The following is a 14,244-nucleotide window of genomic DNA, read 5'->3' on the forward strand; positions in this document are numbered from 1 at the left end:
GACCGAGGGGATGGCGCAGGAGCACGGCCTCCGGCCCGGTCGGCGCCGCGCGGGCCGCCCTCTGCCCGGAGGGGTGCGATGAGCGGTTCGGCCCTGCTTCCGGTGCCCGGCGCCCGGCGCGGACGGCCCGCCGACCCCGGGGTACTGCGTAGCCGGGACCTGCTGGCCCAACGGCTGGCCGCCAGGATGGGCACCGACGGACTGCTCGCGGCACCCGGCGAGAGCCGGCTTCTCGAGTCCGCACTCGCCCTGCACCTCCTGACCGTGGAACAGGCCGAGCCGTCGGCGGCCGAGCGCCTGCGGCACTACCTGCGCGGCGCGCTCGACGGGCAGCCGACGGACCCGGTGCAACGCGCGATCGCCCGGGCCGCGCTCGGCGAGCACGTACCGGGCGGGAGCCTGACGGGCGGGAGCCTGACGGGCGGGAGCCTGACGGGCGGGAGCCTGACCGGTGGCAGCCTGACCGGCCTGCGCCACGGCGGCCCGGTCGGCGCCGGCGCGGCAACGGCCGCGAAAGCGGCGCTCGGTGGCGGGCCCGACTCCCTCATGTTCCGCGCCGTCCTGGCCGAACTCGGCGTCGCCGACCTCCCCCGGCTCGTGCCGGGCGAGTTCGGCGGGCCCGACCAGCCCGGAGCGCACCAGCTGGAGCTGGCGGCCGTCAGGGTGCTGGCCGCGCACGGCGCGGGGACCCCGCGCGCGGTCACCGGCCAGGACTGGGCCGCCCTCGCCCCCGCCTGCCGTCCGGGCCCGGCGGCGGAGGGCAACCAGCTGGCCCGGCTGCTCGGCCTGCTCGCGCTGCGCCGCAACCCGGCCTACCGTCCGGCCGTGCGACGCGCCCTGCCCGACCTCGCCGACGCCCAACGACCGGACGGCGGCCTGCCGTTCATCACCGGCATGGACGTCCTCGGTACGGCGGCGGCCGGCCTCGCGCTGCTCGACGCCCGCTGGTCGGGACCCCAACCAGGCGTGATGGCCGACGCGTTGGCCGCCCGGCAGAACCCGGACGGCGGCTTCGGCTGCCACCCGGGGGTCTCGCAGAGTGACGTCGAGACCACCTCGCGCTGCGTCGAGTTGCTGCGCAGCGTCGCCCCCGGCCGCCACCACGGGACGATCACGGCCGCCGAGGAACACCTGATCGCCCAGCGCAATCCGAACGGTGGCTTCCCGGCCGCCACCCGCGGCGCGCCGTCCGAACTCGTCACGACGGCGGCCGTGGTGGCCGCCCTCGCCGCCAATCCCGCCCACCACCGGACCGTCGCGGAGGCCCGGCGCTTCGTCGCCGTACTCCAGCAGGCGGACGGCTCCTTCGGGCAGAGCCGCAACGGCAGCGCCACCGACGCCGTCGTCCGCGCCGTACTCGCCCTCACGCCCGCCCCGGATCCGGTGCCCACGAGCTCCCTCGCCGGTGCGCGTCCGGCCGACGCCGACCGGCCCGGCGGCGGCAACCGGCCGGTAGGCGAGCGGCAGGTCGGTGCCCGTGGCCAGGAGAGTGCCGCCGACCGGCTGCGGGCCGTCGGCTGGCTCGCCGCGACGCAGCACGAGGACGGTGGTTGGGGCCGTCAGCCCGAGGAGCCCAGCGACCCGGTCAGTACCGCCGGCGCGGCGGTCGCCCTCAGCCTCTCGCCCACCACACACGCCGGGCGCGGCACCCGCCCCGCCCTGCTCCGCGCACTGGAACACCTGGTCGCCACCCGGGCACCGGACGGCGGCTACCGCGGCCGACCCGAGCAGGTCGGTCCGTGGCATCTGCCGTACGACGTACCGGTGTTGACCGAGATCGCGGTCCTGCTGGGCCTGGCCCGCGCCACCGCGGCCGGCCCGGTCGGCGAACCCACCGTCCTCGCCGCACTCGAGCCCACGCCCAGACCCACGCCATGCCCTGCGCCCGGCCAGGCGCCTGGCTCCGGGCCGGGCTCGACGCTCATGCCGCTGGTCGACCTCACCCGCCGGCGATGACCAGCCACATCAGGCGTGCGGTCTCCTCAGCGCTAAGCCGGGCGACCGGACGCCGCGCCGACCTCGGCGACCAGCCCCGCCGTCGCGCCCGGCTCCCCCGCACCGAGCTCCGCGCCGAGCTCCGCGACCAGCATCCGCCGGGTCTCGCGCATCGTCGCCATCGAGGCGTCGATGGACCGGATCTGGGCACGCAACCGCTCCTGGGCCGGCTCGCAGGGGGCCAGCCTGCCGTCCTCGGCGAAGCAGGGCAGCAGGCTGGCGACGGCCACGAGGTCGAGCCCGACCTCCAGCAGCAGCCTGATCCGCCGCACCCGTTCGATCGCCTCGGGCGGGAAGTCCCGGTAGCCGTTCGAGCGGCGCCGCGAGGGCAGCAGCCCGCAACCGTCGTAGTGGCGCAGCGCCCGGGAGCTGACCCCGGTCCGCGTCGCCAGCTCGCTGATCAGCATCGCCACCCCCGATTCCGCGCCGCATTCAGCGCTGCGTGACCTCGGCGCTCTTGACCTTGTCACCGGTGTCAGACTTTAGCTTGGCGGTCGACCACCCTCCCGAGAGCATTCCCACGGACCGGAGCTGATCTCCCGTGCTGTTCGACCTCCACGCCCATGTCACCGTCGACGTCCCCGCCCAGCTGGCCCGCGCCCGGCTGGCCGGCGTCGGGCGCAGCGTGCTGCTGGCCACCCGTACGCACCCCGAGGCGCCGTCGACGCTGGAGGGGCTGCGGGCCGAGTTCGCCCGGCTGGGCGCCGTGGTCGCGGGGGCCCGGGCGTCGAGCGACGAGTTCGAGCGGGCGACGGCCGAGCTGTACGCGGCGCTGGACGCCCACCCCGGCGAGGTGGTGGGCTTCGCGCCGGTCCGGCTGGGGCTGAGCGCCGAGGAGACCGGCGGCTGGCTGGAACGGCAGCTCGCCCGGCCCGACGTCGTCGGGATCGGCGAGGTCACTCCGGCCCCCGACCGCGCCCAGCTGATCGAACCGGTGCTGGCCGCCGCCGCCGAACTGGGCCACGTGCCGGTGCTGGTGCACGGCTTCGCCCCCAACACCGCAGCGGATCTGCGCAGTTACGCGGAGCTGGCGGCACGCTTCCCGCGCGTACCGGTCGTGGTGGGCGCGTTCGGCGGCCTCAACTGGCTGGAGCTCCTCGACCTGGCGCTGGAGCGGCCGAACCTGTACATCGACCTGTCCAGCGCCCTTCAGGTGTTCGCCGTCCGGGCGGCGGTCCGGGAGTTGCCGACCCGCTGCCTGTTCGGGTCGAACACCCCCTACGGCGATGTGCTCGCCGCCCGCGCCACGGTGGAGGCGGCCGTCACCGATCCCGCCGTCCTGGAGCTGGTCCTCGGGGGCAACCTCGCCCGGCTGCTGGCCTCCTGAGCACCGGAGCCGACAGACGGGTGGGGGACGGCGGCCCGTTTCGGCCGCCGTCCCCCACGCCATGCGCTCGCTAGCGGCGGGCGGCCGCCAGGCGGGTGCTGTCGTCCGGTCCGTACGGCACCGGGGTGGCGATCCCGGCGGGCTCCAGCGGCCGGGCGGCCACCGTCACGCCGCCGGCCGTCGCCGGAGCGGCGGCGTGCGAGCGGGCGAGGCCGCGCGCGAGGGCGGGCTGGGCCGGGGCCGCGAGGGTCTGCACGGTCACCGCGGTCTGCCCCGCGTCGGGAGCCAGCCAGCCGGACAGCTCACCGGCGTAGGCCGAGCCGACCGGCGTACTGGCCGGGGCCGGGGTGGTGGCGCCGGCCTGGTGCACCTGGACGGTGCCGTTCGGCGCGGTCACCGGGACCTGGACGCCGCTGGGCGCGGAGACGGTCACGGTCGAGCCCACCTGGTAGGCCGTCACGGTCCCGGCCGCCACGGCCGCGTTCCACGCCGCCTGGTTCTGCAGCTGGGTGGCGATGTCCTTCATCGACAGGTTGACCAGTGGGGCGTCGGCGTTGAGCAGCCCCTGGTAGCCGGCCAGGATCTGGTTGAGCACCGGGTAGGCGATCCGGTCCTCGGCGAAGTTGGACTGGTGCAGCACCTCGGGCGTCGGGTCGTTGCCGAGCACCCGCTGCATCGCGATCTTCGCCTCGGTCGGCACGATGGCGTTCTGGTAGCCGGTGGTCTCGTCCAGCGGAGCGGCCAGGCAGGTGGAGCCGGCCGAGCTGCTGCAGATCCCGCTGCCGCCCTGGGCGGTGGCGGTGTAGAGCCAGTTGTACTCGTCGGCCTCCTCGGCCGCGGTGGCGGCGTTGTAGTAGACGTCGATCTGGTGGCGCGGCACGGTCAGCGCCGACCCGACCTGGCGCGCCGCGGACTCGGCGGACCCGTTGGAGGCCAGCGAGGTGATCCCGAGCGCGGTCAGCGCCGGGGCCAGGTTCGGGTTGTCCTGGGTCTGCTGGGGCGAGATCGCCAGGCCGGAGCTCTGGTTGGTGACCAGGGTGCCCGGGTCGACCGGGATGCCCTTGCCCTGGGCCCAGGTGAGGTTGGTCTGGGCCGCGGCGGTGACGGTGGCCTGGCTGGTCCACTGGGTCGCGCCGGTGGCGTCGGTGCTGCACACCCACGGCACGACGGTCACGTTCTGCACGCAGCCGAGGAAGCCGCGGCCGTACGTTCCGTTGATCCAGCGGAAGGCACTGGCGTTGGCCGCGAACTCCTGCTCGACGGGGTCGGTGCCGACCGCGTTGACCACGGTGTCGCTGCCGCTGCCGTCGACCGCCAGGTCCAGCGTGAGGTTGTTGGCGGCCTCCCACTGCTTGGCGAAGTCCACGTCGGCGGCCGTCATCCGGATCGGGATGCCGTCGGGGCTGCCCGCGTCGGGCGTGCAACCCGACTCGCCCAGCGTGCACTTGTGGGTCGTGCTCCACCGGCTGTCGGTGAGCAGCGTGTCATCGACGTGGACGGACAGGTAGTCGCGGTCGTAGCCGAGGTGGACGCCCTGGGTCATCCAGTCGACGACGCCGCGGGCCAACAGCCGCCACTGCTGCTGGTACTGGTTGAAGGCGAAGGTGGTGACCAACTCGTCGTGCCCGTCGTGATGGTAGTCACCGAGCAGGCTGCCGGCCGCGGTGGTCCCGGGAATCGTCATGGTGACCAGCGGAGTGAAGCTCGCTCCGGTCGCCTCGGTGGCCAGCGGGGTGGAGAGGAATCCGTAACTCTCGATCACATTCGGGTTGTTGTCCTCGAACGGGACGGTGCCCTTGAGGTAGCCGAACGCCCCGGCCGTGCCGGCGGCGGTGACCTGCCCGGTCATCCCGTCCAACTGGCCGAGATAGCCCGGGTTCTGCGGCCAGTTGAGACCAACGGCCGGCTGTGGATAGGTATTGGCGTCCACCTGGCGGACGCCGTAGGACTGCTCGTAGCTGTTCAGCGCGTTCGTCTCGGCGCTGCCGGTGCCCAGCGCGTTGGCGCTGGAGAGCACCACCGCCTGGTACTTGGCCTCGACCGTGCCGTCCGGCGCGGTGCCGGTCAGGAACGCGGCGTTGACGACCGGGCGGTTCGGGTCGGAGGTCAGCACCGTCGTGTACGGGATGCCCTCGCCGATCAGCTCGGCGGTGATGGCCGCCACCGTGGGTCCGCCGTCGTCCACGACCAGGACCCGCAGGTCGGTCCGGAACGGTGCGGCGGTGTCCGCGTGCGCCATCGCGGTCGGTACCCCCAGAGCAAGGAGTCCGGCCGCGGTCAGCGCAGCGGCCCATCGGTTTCTGAAGCCCATGTGGTTTCCTCCACGGAGAGAGGCACGCGCGCTCGCTCGTGCCTCGATAGACAAGCCGCGGCCGCGGGGCTGCCCGCGTGCGGATGTTCCGGTGGATCCCCCCGTCGGCACCCCCCGGGCACAGCCGGTTGGGCACCGCCCCGGGCCCCAGCAGGGACCCGGTCGTGGTCGGACCGCCGCACCGGGCCGGAGCGATCGAGTCGCAATCCTGTGGTGAGGCCCCGTGCTGCGGCGACGGGACGAAACCTAACGCAGGGTCAGCCGGGTCGACCAGAGGGTGATTCCGCGCGGCGGCGGCGCGGTGTCCGAGTTCCGCTTCTCCGCCGGAGCACCCTCGGCCGCACTGGACCACGCGCCGTGGACGGACGGCGGGTGCGCCCCACCGGTATGCCTAGGCCACGGGCATGTTCATGACCGCCCTGCGCGTCCTACCCACCGGTACCCGCAGGACCCGCAGACCGCCGTCGCCCGACCCGATGCGACGGGCTTAATGGCGAGAACTCACTCTCCCGGGACTGTTCCGAGGCGGCATGGCGCGGGCCCTCGACCCGGATCCCGCCATGCCTCGCGCGCGCGAGCGGCGGGGTCGGCGTGCAATCCGATGATCACACTTGCTAAGTTGCGCAACTACGCACACTGCTGGTGACCGGTCGAGGAACGAGGACACCCGGGCATGACCGATATACAGCTGGACCAGTCCGGAGCGGGCCGACGCGAACGGCGCCTCGCTGCGGCCGCCCCGCCGCCGCCCACCGGCGGCCGGGCCGCGACCCGCAAGGCCGGCGGCGGCAAGGGCCGCAAGAAGCCCCGCCGGGTGCTGCGGATCGTCGCGTTCACCAGCGCGGGCGCGGTGCTGGTCACCGCCGGCGTCGGCGCGTTCGTCTACGAGAAGCTGAACGGGAACATCAAGAGCGCCCCGCTCTTCGCCGGTGCCTCCGGTGACGCGGGCCACGAGAAGCCGGACGCCTTCGGCCGCACCCCGATCAACATCCTGGTCATCGGCTCGGACACCCGCGACAACGCGGCCGACTGCTCGATCGGCGGCGACTGCGGCTCGGGCGCCAACGCGGACGTGGAGATGGTCCTGCACGTCTCGGCCGACCGCAGCAACGCCACCGTGATGAGCGTCCCGCGCGACACCATGACCCAGCTGCCGGCCTGCAACGACACCCAGAACCACACCTCGATGAAGGCCCAGACCGGCCAGATCAACAGCACCCTGGACTACGGCCCCGGCTGCACGGTCGCCGCCGTCCACCAGCTGACCGGAATCCCGATCGACCACTTCGTCACGGTCGACTTCTCGGGCGTGGTCCAGATGTCCGACGCGGTCGGCGGCGTGCCGGTCTGCGTCACCGACAACGTCTACGACCCCGACTCACACCTGAAGCTGAAGAAGGGCAACCACACCCTCAAGGGCATGGCGGCTCTGCAGTTCGTCCGCTCGCGGCACGGCTTCGGCGACGGCAGCGACCTGGGCCGCACCGTCTCGCAGCACATGTTCATCGGCTCGATGGTCCGCCAGCTGAAGAGCGCCGGCACCCTCGCCGACCCGACCGCCGTCTACTCGCTGGCCAACGCCGCGACCAAGGCGCTGACCGTGGACACCGGCCTGAGCGGCATACCCCAGCTCGTCGGGCTCGCGGACGACCTCAACAAGGTCCCCGCCGACCGGATCACCTTCACCACCATGCAGAACGCCCCGGACCCCAAGGACGCGGCGCGGGTGATCGTCGCCCCGGCCGCCAAGAACCTCTTCTCCACGATCATCAACGACCAGTCGCTGACCACCGGCAGCGGCGACAAGTCCAGCGCGGCCGCCCAGGCCACCGCCGCCGGCGACCCGGCCGCGGCACCGGCCCCCGCCGCCCCTGCGCCCGCGGCGAAGCCGGCCGGCGCCCCGGTCGGCGAGGTCGCCGTCCACGTCAGGAACGGCAGCAAGGTCACCGGCCGCGCCGCCGCCGTCGCCGCGGCACTGATCGCCAAGGGCTACAGCTCCAAGACCACCCAGGCCAGCGCCCCCGACACCGCCACGACCACCGTCGGCTATGCCGCGGGCCACCAGGCCGACGCGCAGGGCGTGGCCGCCGCGGTCGGCCTGCCGGCCTCGGCCGTCGTCCCCGGCGACAGTCCCGGCGTCACGCTGACCATCGGCGCCGACTGGACCAGCGGGACGTCCTTCGGCGCCGGCACGTCCGCCGGCGGCGCCCCGGCGGCGCCCGCACCCGTCGACACGCAGGCCGCCCTGAACAACGCGAGCGCGGCGACCGCCGACGACACCAGCAAGTGCGCCCAGGTGAGCCACGACTACACGGTCCGGCTGAACGGCGTGGGCATGACCCCGGTCGAGGCCTACACCAAGAGCACCGACGTGCCGGACTCGGCTCCCTGACGGACCGTCATGCGGTGAGCGCGCCGTCCAGGCGCGCTCACCGCACGGGGTGACCGGCCGAGCCCGGTGCGGCAGACTTCCGTCATGCGTGAACTCCCGGACGGCTGCCGCGACATCCCCGCCTTCCTCGCCTCCTGGTACGGCCCGCCGGACCGTCCGTCGACCCCCGTCGGCACCCAGCAGGACGTCCGTCTCCCGGACGCGCTGCGCTCCTGGTACCGGGCCGTCTCGGGCTACTCCCGACAGGTCCTCTTCAACCACCAGGTCCACCCGGTAGGCGAGTTGCACGAGCACGAGGGCCTGATCGCCTTCTGCGTGGACGACTTCGCGTGGCAGGAGTTCGGCGTCGCGCCCGGCCCCGGCGACCCGCTGGTGCACCGGCGGCTGCTCGACGAGGAGTCGGGCTGGGAACCGTCCGAGGAGGGCCTTCGGCTGTCGCAGTTCCTGCCCGCGATCCTGCTGCACGAGACCGTGCACGGCGCCCGGTTCACCGCCACCGCGGACGGCCTCACCACCGAGCTGTGCGAGCGCCTGCTCGGCCCGCTGCGCCGGCTCGACGGTCCGGAGCTGTTCACCGCCCAGTACGCCGCCGGCCACGACCTGCTCGCCGTCGCCTGGCCGGACGAGGACAGCTGGGACGTCCGCCTGGCCGCCCGCACCGAGGCACTGCTCCGGCATGCCGAGGCCGTCCCGCAGGTGCGCTTCGGCCCCGGCGAGTGGTACCCGGTCAGCGGGCCGCTGTAAGCGCACCCGAGCCTGGCCGGTGACCGGATCGTTCCGGTGCGGGCCTGGATCGGGTCTGCCGCGGTGGTATCGCCGCTGCTCATACTGGGAGACATGAACCGAGCGCTGATCGTGATCGATGTCCAGGAATCCTTCCGCGTCTCCCCCCTGTGGGAGCAGACCGCCAACCCGAAGATCGCCGAGCCGGTCAACCGGCTGGTCCGCCTCGCCCGCGCCAACGGCGACCTGGTGGTCTGGGTGCTGCACGCCGAGCCGGGCAGTGGCGGCCTGTTCGACCCCGCCCTCGGGCACGTCCGGCTGCTGGCCGAGCTGGACCAGCCCGCGCCCGGCGAGCCGGTGATCCACAAGACCTCCCACAACGCCTTCACCACCACCAACCTCCAGCAGCGGCTGACCGAGGCGGGCGTGCGCGAACTGGTGGTCTGCGGCATCCGGACCGAGCAGTGCGTGGAGACCACCACCCGGGTCGGCAGCGACCTCGGCTACCAGGTCGTTTTCGTCACCGAGGCCACCACGACCAACCCGATCGGCACGCTCGGCACGGACGCGATCATCGAGCGGACCGAGGCCGTCCTGCGCGACCGCTTCGCCCGGATCGCCACGGTGGCCGAGCTGGAGGCGGAAGCAGCGGCGGAGGTGTCCGCGGCATGAGCCGGGTCCTCTTCGTCCTGCTGCCCGGGGTCCATCTGCTCGACCTGGCCGGTCCGGCCCAGGTCTTCAGCACGGCGGCCGACTTCGGGCTGCCCTACCGGCTCGGGTACGTGGCCGAGGAGGAGCGGATCACCAGCGCCCAGGGCCTGCCGTTGACCGCGGACACCCGCTGGCCCGAGCTGGGCCCCGACGACCTGGTAGTGGTACCGGGCTGGCGGGCGTCCGGCGGTCCCGGCGGTCCGCGGCTGGGCCCGGACGCCAGGGAGCGCCTGCGCGCGCACCACGCGGGCGGCGGCACGATCGCCAGCGTCTGTTCCGGGGCCCGGGCGCTGGGCGAGGCCGGGCTGCTGGACGGCCGCCGCTGCACGACGCACCACGAGCTCCAGGACGCGCTGGCGGCCCGCTTCCCTGGGGCGAGCGTGGTGCGGGACGTGCTGTTCACCTCCGACGACCGGGTGGTGACCTCGGCCGGCATCGCCAGCGGCATCGACCTGGCCCTGCACCTGCTGGCCGTCCGGCACGGCCCGACCCTCGCCGCGCGGGTGGCCCGGAGCATGGTCGTCTACGCCCGCCGCAACGGTGACGAACCGCAGGCCAGCGCGATGCTGCGGCACCGCTCGCACCTGAGCGACACCGTCCACCGGGTGCAGGACCTGATCGACGCACGGTTCGCCGAACCGCTCTCGCTGGCGGAGCTGGCCGCCGGCGCGGGCGTCAGCGAACGCACCCTCACCCGGGTGTTCGGCCGGGCCACCGACGGGCTCACCCCGCTGCGTTACCAGCAGGCGCTACGGCTGGAACGCGCCGAGCACCTGATCAGCCACGGCACGAAGGTGGAGGCCGCGGCCCGCGAGGTCGGCTTCGACGACGCCCGGATGCTGCGCCGGCTGCGGGCCCGCGCGGCCGGCGAGTAGCAGAGCGGCCGGCCGGCGGGCCCGTGGTGCCCCTCGCCTCGGGTCAGGCCGGCGTGCCGCCCGCGAAGTCACCGGCGAACGCCGTCTCGATCACCGAGGCCACCGCGCTGTCCGTCAGGATGATCCCCAACTCACGGTTACTGGTAAGCGAGTTGGTCGTCACGTTCATCGAGCCGGCCTCGATCTTCTGGGTGGACAGGCCGTAGTCGGCGACCATCACCTTGGCGTGGATGTAGAAGCCGGTGCTGGACGAGTAGCCGACCACCGAGCCGCCCGCGCCGTCCACCTCGGCGACCTCCGAGGAGTAACTCGCCGGGTCCTCCAGGGCGATGCGCACCGTCACGCCACGGTTGGCGGCGGCCACGATCGCGCTGACCACGGTCGAGTCGCTGAACTCCTCCTCCTCGATGTCCAACGTCGCGGTCGCGCCGTTGATCACGCTCAGCAGCCGGCTGCGGGCGTCGGTCGGCGACCAGAGCAGGTTGTCGCCGTCGCTCGGGGTGATCGCGGTGTGCGCGTAGTCGGCGTTGAAGACCTTCTCGATCGCGGCGACGTCGTTCGTGTCGTTGTCGAAGACGCCGAAGTCGCGGCTGGTCGGGTAGTACACGGAGGTGAGATTCCCGGTCAGCACCAGCGACTTGGTGCCGTCGACGGTGATGGTCTTCTGGTGGGTGTAGTAGTACGTCGAGGACGAGTAGACGACGCCCACCCCCGCGGCCTTGAGGGCGGAGTAGGCCGAGGCGTTGGTGGTGGTCTCACGGTGGTCCAGGATGACCCGGACGGCGACGCCGGCCTTCTCCCGGGCGATCAGGTCGTTGACCGCGGTGGTGTCCTTCAGCTCGTACATCGTCATGTCGAGCGTCTTGGTGGCGGAGTTGATGAAGGAGTAGATCGTCGGCTCGCTGGAGCTGAGCGAGAACGCGAACGCCGAGTAGCCGGCGGCGGCGTGAGCCGGGACGGCGGTGGTGAGCGCGGCAGCGCAGGCGACCAGGGCGACCCCGGCGCGGCGCATCGACTTGCCTATCATATCTGTTGTCTCCCAGGGCACTTGACGGTTCGCGAGTCCAGCAGAGCCGATCCGCCGTCCAGCGAACCACGCGCGTAGATTCACCGGAAGGACCCTGCGGTGAACGTTCACGCCCGCCGGTGAACGTGTCATGTCCACTTGCAGAACCCCTCGGTGACGCGCATGGGGGGCGCGGACCCCGGGAACCCTCCCCGCCCCCTCACTCAGGACCGGCTCAGCGCGCCGGCAGGTAGTACGGGTGGTTGTGGGCGGCGACCGGCGGCGACTGGTAGGACCAGACGCCGGCGGCCGGCCGGTCCGCGACGAGGTCGCTCAGGTGCCGGCCGACCTCCGAGCCGCGGTCGGCGATGCGCAGCCGGACGCGGTCGGCGGTGGCGGCGTCCAGGTTATGGTGACGGTAGGGCTGGTAGACGTTGAGCGGGCCGGCCAGCGCCCGGCCGTCCGCGTCGGTGCCGTAGCCGGTGATCGGGGTGTTGTTCACCGGGGTCGGGACCAGCCCGGTGAGGTCGGCGGTGAAGGAGAACAGCGCCTCGTCGTGCCGCTCCAGCGCCGTGCCGTCCGGGGTGAAGGAGGCCTGGCGGCAGGTGACGTCCCAGCGTTCGCCGGACGGCCCGTTGAGGGAGGGCATCGCCGCCTCGAACCAGGCCGGGTACTTGGGTTCACCGAAGAGCTTGGTACCGGCGTCGATCGCCAGCGGGTTGTCGCACAACACGTGCAGCCGGGCTATGCCGAGCAGTTTCGTCTGGTCGTAGCCGTGGGCGAACTCCCGGTAGGAGAGCCCCGCGACGCGGTCCGCCTCGCCCTTGGGGTGCGCGATGATGCTGCACTCTATCTCCTGGGTGATGCCGCCACCGTTCGGGTACTGGGCGAAGTACAGCTGGTAGTTGAGGGTGACGCAGGCGCGTCCGTCGAACTCGGCCACCGCCAGGGCCGGATGACGCTCGGCGAGCAGGGCCCGCGCCGGGGCCGGGTCGACCAGGAAGTCCAGGCCGACGTTGTGCAGGGCGCCGTAGTGGAAGGGCAGTTGATACGGCGCGGGGACGGGCGGGCGGCTCAACGGGTCGGCCATGACGGTGATGACTCCTCAGTTGGGTGCGGTCCGGCGGATATGTCCGCAAGTACTGACGGTCGATGACGATTCGTCAGGTCGCGGTGGATCTGTTCGCAACTGTGCAGCGCGAGGGCCGCCATGGTGAGCGAGGGATTGGAGGTGCCGACCGACGGCATGCTGCCGCACCCCACCGCGTACAGGCCCGGATGGTCCCAGCAGCGCTGCCACCGGTCCACCACCGAGTCGGACGGCGAGTCCCCCATGATGTGCGTCCCCGCGCCGTGGCCCGCGCCCCGGAACGCCAACGGCGTTCCCTCGTACTCGAAGTAGCCGGGCATGCCCGGGCCGGCCCGGAAGGCGGTGTGGTCCTCGGCGCCGAGGAGGGCGAAGATCTGGTCGGAGACCGCCTTGGCCGTCGCCATCCCCCGCTTGACGTAGTCGGAGAGCCCGTAGGTCAGCACCGGGCGCGGGTTGCCGAGCGGGTCGCGGCGGGTGCGGTCCAGCGTGACCCGGTTGGCGGGGTCGGCCTCCTGCTCCATCTCGAACTGGAGGGCGATCTGCCGGCCGACCCGGTCCCGTACGGCCTGCCGCAGCTCCTTGCCGAAGAGGCCCGGCTGATCCCCACCGCGCCCCAGCACGTGCGCGATATCGGCGTCCACCGGGCCGACCGCCCAGCCCCAGCCCCAGTTGCCGATCTCGATCCGGAACGGCGCGCGGTGCGCCCGGGCCGGTCCGAAGCGGAAGCCCTCGATGCCGGAGGTGGAGCCCGGACCGCGGTACGGGCCTATCTGCTCGGGCATCAGGCCCCAGGTGACCAGCACCGGGTGGTCCATCAGGTTCCGGCCCAGCTGGTCGCTGCGGTTCGCGAGGCCGTCCGCGAGCAGCAGCCGGGCGTTCTCGACGGCGTGCGCGGCCAGCACGACGACGTCCGCGCGCACGGTGTGCCGGGTGTGCCGTGGCGAGGACGGATCACGGTACGCCTGGTACTCGACGCCGGTGGCCCGGCCGTTGGCGTCCACCCGCACCCGGCTGACCACCGCGCGGGTGCGCAGCGTCACGCCGGACGGCCAGCGGGCCTGTGTGCTCAGCGGCGTGTACTTGGCGCCGGTCGGGCAGACCGGGATACAACTCGCGCTGCCCGCACAGGCGGAGCGCCCGGCGGCCACCGCCGCCGCGTCCGGGCCGGTCGGCACGGTGACCCGCGCGGACGGGGTGCCGACCACGCGCAGCTCGACGCTTTGGCCGGCGACGCCTGAGCAGCTCGCGGCGTTCGGGTCGGACGCGGACCGGCCGTCCAGGGCTGTCGCCACCACCCGGTCCAGGTGGCTGGGCGGCACCGGGCGCATCGGAAAGACATAGCCGTCCGGAAGCGGCAGGCCCACCTGCTCACGCTGCTCGTCGGCGTCGGCGGCCACCCCGAGCTCGCGCTCGGCGGCCCGGTAGTACGGCTCCAACTCCCGATAGCCGATCGGCCAGCTACGGCCACGGCCGAACTCGCCGGTCCGGAAGTCCTCCGGGTGCATCCGCGGGGTGAGCCCGGTCCAGGCCAGCCCACTGCCGCCGTTGGCGCGCAGATACCCGCTGCCGTACGGGAGTTCACCGTTCTGCAGGAAGTGTCCGGTGGCCCGGTAGCCACCGTCGGCCTGGCCCGCGAGGTCCAGGACGTCCGGCGAGGCCACCATCGCGTTGGGCGCGAGCGCCGATCCGGGGACCTTGGCGACGGCCGTGCGGTACGCGTCCAGCTGCTCCCGCACCGGCTGCTCCACCCCGGCCTCCAGCACCAGCACCCGCCACCCGAGCCCGGCCAGCCGCCCCGCGACCAACGACCCGGC

At 73.3% G+C, this 14,244-nt stretch carries 11 protein-coding genes; 6 read left to right on the forward strand and 5 right to left on the reverse strand.

Going from position 1 to position 14,244, the window contains the following annotated elements:
- Window positions 1–78: 78 nt before the first annotated feature.
- Entirely contained in the window at window positions 79–1,956 is a 1,878-nt protein-coding gene (locus BS80_RS13495) for a prenyltransferase/squalene oxidase repeat-containing protein (RefSeq protein WP_051966547.1), read from the forward strand.
- A gap of 32 nt (window positions 1,957–1,988) precedes the next feature.
- Here BS80_RS13495 and BS80_RS13500 read toward each other — a convergent pair whose 3' ends face one another.
- Window positions 1,989–2,402, reverse strand: a complete 414-nt coding sequence (locus BS80_RS13500) for a MerR family transcriptional regulator (RefSeq protein WP_063771983.1) — start codon at window positions 2,400–2,402, stop codon at window positions 1,989–1,991.
- A gap of 134 nt (window positions 2,403–2,536) precedes the next feature.
- On the opposite strand from BS80_RS13500, the gene BS80_RS13505 reads away from it, so the two are divergent.
- Complete coding sequence (locus BS80_RS13505; RefSeq protein ID WP_035796754.1) at window positions 2,537–3,322, forward strand: amidohydrolase family protein; 786 nt, start codon at window positions 2,537–2,539, stop codon at window positions 3,320–3,322.
- Between the two features lie 70 nt (window positions 3,323–3,392).
- Here the strand turns inward: BS80_RS13505 and BS80_RS13510 are convergent, their stop codons facing one another.
- Window positions 3,393–5,633, reverse strand: coding sequence for a hypothetical protein (locus BS80_RS13510; RefSeq protein WP_051966549.1), 2,241 nt, complete (start codon window positions 5,631–5,633; stop codon window positions 3,393–3,395).
- A 673-nt stretch (window positions 5,634–6,306) separates the two neighbouring features.
- On the opposite strand from BS80_RS13510, the gene BS80_RS13515 reads away from it, so the two are divergent.
- The 4 genes from BS80_RS13515 (at window position 6,307) to BS80_RS13530 (ending at window position 10,334) form a co-directional block, all read left to right on the forward strand.
- The gene (locus BS80_RS13515) at window positions 6,307–8,025 is read left to right on the forward strand and encodes an LCP family protein (RefSeq protein WP_198045511.1); all 1,719 of its coding nucleotides are present in this window, start codon (window positions 6,307–6,309) and stop codon (window positions 8,023–8,025) included.
- Window positions 8,026–8,109: 84 nt separating this feature from the next.
- Window positions 8,110–8,769, forward strand: a complete 660-nt coding sequence (locus tag BS80_RS13520; RefSeq protein WP_035796756.1) for a hypothetical protein — start codon at window positions 8,110–8,112, stop codon at window positions 8,767–8,769.
- Between the two features lie 93 nt (window positions 8,770–8,862).
- Entirely contained in the window at window positions 8,863–9,420 is a 558-nt protein-coding gene (locus tag BS80_RS13525) for a cysteine hydrolase family protein (protein WP_035796759.1), read from the forward strand.
- Window positions 9,417–10,334 (forward strand): GlxA family transcriptional regulator, encoded by a 918-nt coding sequence (locus BS80_RS13530; protein ID WP_035796761.1) that lies wholly within the window; start codon window positions 9,417–9,419, stop codon window positions 10,332–10,334. The genes BS80_RS13525 and BS80_RS13530 overlap by 4 nt, the downstream gene beginning before the upstream one ends.
- A gap of 43 nt (window positions 10,335–10,377) precedes the next feature.
- On the opposite strand, the gene BS80_RS13535 is transcribed toward BS80_RS13530, so the two are convergent.
- The 3 genes from BS80_RS13535 to BS80_RS13545 all read right to left on the reverse strand — a co-directional run bounded on the left by BS80_RS13535 (window position 10,378) and on the right by BS80_RS13545 (window position 14,235).
- A complete protein-coding gene (locus tag BS80_RS13535) occupies window positions 10,378–11,361 on the reverse strand; it encodes a phospholipase D-like domain-containing protein (protein ID WP_035796764.1) in 984 nt (327 codons plus the stop codon).
- A 214-nt stretch (window positions 11,362–11,575) separates the two neighbouring features.
- A complete protein-coding gene (locus tag BS80_RS13540; RefSeq protein ID WP_035796767.1) occupies window positions 11,576–12,430 on the reverse strand; it encodes a hypothetical protein in 855 nt (284 codons plus the stop codon).
- Entirely contained in the window at window positions 12,415–14,235 is a 1,821-nt protein-coding gene (locus tag BS80_RS13545) for a GMC oxidoreductase (RefSeq protein WP_232246453.1), read from the reverse strand. Before BS80_RS13545 ends, BS80_RS13540 begins: the two co-directional genes overlap by 16 nt.
- Window positions 14,236–14,244 lie beyond the last annotated feature (9 nt).

This window comes from Kitasatospora mediocidica KCTC 9733, from assembly GCF_000744225.1.
Lineage (GTDB): Bacteria > Actinomycetota > Actinomycetes > Streptomycetales > Streptomycetaceae > Kitasatospora > Kitasatospora mediocidica.

Excerpts from the sequence above, each read along its gene's own strand:
- BS80_RS13495 (WP_051966547.1), top strand. The coding sequence starts at position 79 with ATGAGCGGTTCGGCCCTGCTTCCGGTGCCCGGCGCCCGGCGCGGACGG.
- BS80_RS13500 (WP_063771983.1), bottom strand. The coding sequence starts at position 2,402 with ATGCTGATCAGCGAGCTGGCGACGCGGACCGGGGTCAGCTCCCGGGCG.
- BS80_RS13510 (WP_051966549.1), bottom strand. The coding sequence starts at position 5,633 with ATGGGCTTCAGAAACCGATGGGCCGCTGCGCTGACCGCGGCCGGACTC.
- BS80_RS13515 (WP_198045511.1), top strand. The coding sequence starts at position 6,307 with ATGACCGATATACAGCTGGACCAGTCCGGAGCGGGCCGACGCGAACGG.
- BS80_RS13520 (WP_035796756.1), top strand. The coding sequence starts at position 8,110 with ATGCGTGAACTCCCGGACGGCTGCCGCGACATCCCCGCCTTCCTCGCC.
- BS80_RS13525 (WP_035796759.1), top strand. The coding sequence starts at position 8,863 with ATGAACCGAGCGCTGATCGTGATCGATGTCCAGGAATCCTTCCGCGTC.
- BS80_RS13530 (WP_035796761.1), top strand. The coding sequence starts at position 9,417 with ATGAGCCGGGTCCTCTTCGTCCTGCTGCCCGGGGTCCATCTGCTCGAC.
- BS80_RS13535 (WP_035796764.1), bottom strand. The coding sequence starts at position 11,361 with ATGATAGGCAAGTCGATGCGCCGCGCCGGGGTCGCCCTGGTCGCCTGC.
- BS80_RS13540 (WP_035796767.1), bottom strand. The coding sequence starts at position 12,430 with ATGGCCGACCCGTTGAGCCGCCCGCCCGTCCCCGCGCCGTATCAACTG.